Source organism: Pseudolysinimonas sp. (genome assembly GCF_031389465.1).
Taxonomy (GTDB): Bacteria; Actinomycetota; Actinomycetes; order Actinomycetales; family Microbacteriaceae; genus Pseudolysinimonas_A.
Map to the genome: position 1 here is coordinate 1 of NZ_JANMSQ010000104.1, position 2,898 is coordinate 2,898.

The window sequence follows — 2,898 nt, forward strand, 5'->3', positions numbered from 1 at the left end:
GCTCGCCGAAAGCGACTTCATCGTCGCCAGCCTCGGCGAGGAGCTCGGGCTGATCGGCTTGTTCGCGATCTTCGTGCTGTACATGGTGTTCGTCTCGCGCGGGTTCCACCTTGCCTTCGCCGGGCAGGATGACTTCGGCCGTCTGCTCGGCGTCGGCCTCGCGTTCGTTGTCGCGTTGCAGGTGTTCATCGTTGCCGGAGGCGTGACGCGGGTCATCCCGCTCACCGGTCTCACCACGCCGTTCCTCGCGGCGGGCGGGTCGTCGCTCGTCGCCAACTGGGTCATCGTCGCCCTGCTCGTGCGGCTGTCGGACTCCGTGCGTGCCCAGCCCCAGTTAGTGATCGACAGCGATCCTCACGGGCGGGGTGTCGCATGAACAAGCAACTCCGGCGGGTCAGCACGTTCGTGCTGCTGATGTTCCTCGCCCTGTTCGTGTCGACGACGATCATCCAGTACTTCCAGCAAGGCAACCTGCAAGCCGATGGACGCAACGCACGCACGATCTACGCGAGCTTCCAGAGCGAGCGCGGCCAGATCCTCGTCGACGGGCAACCGGTCGCGTACTCGCAACCCGTCGACGACCGTTACAACTACCAGCGGGTATATCCGGCCGGGCCGATCTACTCGACCGTCACCGGATACTTCAGCGTGCAGCCGTCGACAGCGGGGCTCGAGTTGGAGCTCAACTCGTTCCTCACCGGCAACTCCGACGCCCAGTTCCTCGACCGGATCAACTCGATCCTGACCGGGCGCGACCCTCAGGGGGCTTCGGTCGAGCTAACGATCGACCCGGTCGCGCAACAGGCCGCCTGGGATGCCCTCGGCGACTACGCGGGCGCGGTGGTTGCGATCGACCCGAAGACGGGCGCCATCCTCGCCCTCGTCTCGAAGCCCACCTACGACCCGAACTCACTCGCCGTGCACGATCCGCAACTCGTGCAAGACACCTACGAGGCGCTGCTCGCCGACGCGGGAGACCCGCTGATCGATCGCGGCATCTCTGGCGACCTCAACCCGCCCGGGTCGACGTTCAAGCTCGTCGTCGCGGCAGCCGCCCTGGAGAGCGGTCAGTACACGCCGGAGAGCGCTTTCCCGAACCCGACCTCGCTCATCCTGCCCGGAACGACGACTCCGATCACCAACTCCGCCGACAGCAATTGCGGGGGAGGCGGCGAGGCGACCATTGCTACCGCGCTGCGGCTGTCGTGCAACATCCCGTTCGCGCAGCTGGCCGGCGCCCTCGGCGACGACGCCATCCGGCAGCAGGCGGAGGAGTTCGGGTTCGGTTCGTCGTTCGACATTCCGATGCCGACTGAAGCCAGCCAGTACCCGCAGACCGAGAGCGAAGCCGAGACCTGGCTCACCGGATTCGGGCAAGCGAGCGTGCGTGCCTCGCCGCTGCAGATGGCGATGGTCTCGGCGGCGATCGCGAACGGCGGCACCCTCATGCAGCCGACGCTGGTGGAAAGCATCGTGGCCCCTGACCTCTCGGTACTGCAGTCGTTCCAGCCGCACGTTTACTCGACGCCGTTGAGTTCGCAGAACGCCGCTCTCATGTCGCAGATGATGGTCGCCGGCGTGTCCAGTGGCGTCGCCAACAATGCAAGAATCAGTGGGGTCGAGGTTGCAGGGAAGACCGGAACCGCCGAGAACGGACCGGGCGAGCCCTACACGCTCTGGTTCACCGGGTTCGCCCCGGCGAATGACCCGCGGGTCGCCGTCGCGGTGGTACTCGAGGATCGGCAGACTGGTTTTGGCAACCTGTTGGCGGCACCGATCGCCAAAAAGGTCATGGAGGCGGTGCTGAGCAGATGTGACCCACCAGCGGGCTCACCTTCGGTGGCCGGTACCAGCTCTCCTCCCGCGTCGCGATCGGCGGCATGGGTGAGGTGTGGCAGGCGACCGATCTCGTCATCGGTCGCACGGTCGCGATCAAGATCCTCAAGGACGAGTACCTCGGAGACCCCGGATTCCTTGAGCGCTTCCGTGCGGAAGCCCGGCACGCGGCGCTCGTCAACCACGAGGGCATCGCTAACGTCTTCGACTACGGCGAGGAAGACGGCTCCGCCTTCCTCGTGATGGAGCTTGTTCCGGGCGAGGCCCTCTCGACGGTCCTCGAGCGCGAACGCGTGCTGCCGACCGACAAGGTTCTCGACATCGTCGCGCAGACGGCATCCGCCCTTCAGGCCGCCCATGCTGCCGGTCTCGTCCACCGCGACATCAAGCCCGGGAACCTGCTCATCACGCCCGAAGGGCGGGTGAAGATCACCGACTTCGGCATTGCCCGCATCGCCGACCAGGTGCCGCTCACCGCGACCGGTCAGGTGATGGGAACCGTGCAGTACCTGTCGCCCGAGCAGGCGAGCGGACATGCGGCGTCGCCGACGACCGACCACTACTCGCTCGGCATCGTCGCCTACGAAGCACTCGCCGGTCGTCGGCCGTTCACGGGTGAGTCGCAGGTCGCGATCGCCATGGCGCAGATCAACGAGCAGCCGCCCGAGCTGCCGGTCACCGTCTCCGAACCGGTGCGCAACCTGGTGTACGCCAGCATCGCCAAGAAGCCTGCCGACCGGCCGCAGACCGCGTCGCATCTCGCCCGCGCCGCTCAGGCCCTGCGCCGCAGCGACGTCGCGGGCGCCGTGGCTGCGGTTCCCGGCATCGCCGGCGGCGAGGCCACCTTCACCTCGATCCTCGGCGCGGGTGGGTCGACGAGCGCCGTCACCCGGGTCCTTCCCTCGGCGGGCGGGACGGGAACGCCGTCGACGGCCGAACAGCGTCTCGAACGTCGCCGCAGCCCGTGGACCTGGCCGCTCGTGGCTGCGGTATCGGTGCTCGCCGTGACGGTGATCGCGATCCTCATTCTTTTGTTGATCAACCCCAGCGGAGGGGGCGACA

General features: G+C 67.2%; 2 protein-coding genes and 1 pseudogene. All 3 read left to right on the forward strand.

Annotated features, from left to right (window positions below):
• Positions 1–376: FtsW/RodA/SpoVE family cell cycle protein (locus tag RMO30_RS04120; protein ID WP_309709882.1), on the forward strand; the 376-nt coding region annotated here is incomplete at its 5' end.
• Positions 373–1,812 (forward strand): annotated as a pseudogene (locus RMO30_RS04125) (peptidoglycan D,D-transpeptidase FtsI family protein); the annotation flags it as partial. The gene RMO30_RS04120 and the pseudogene RMO30_RS04125, both read left to right, overlap by 4 nt.
• Before the next feature lie 68 nt (positions 1,813–1,880).
• Positions 1,881–2,898 (forward strand): serine/threonine-protein kinase (locus tag RMO30_RS04130; RefSeq protein ID WP_397427884.1); only part of this gene is annotated, 1,018 nt, incomplete at its 3' end.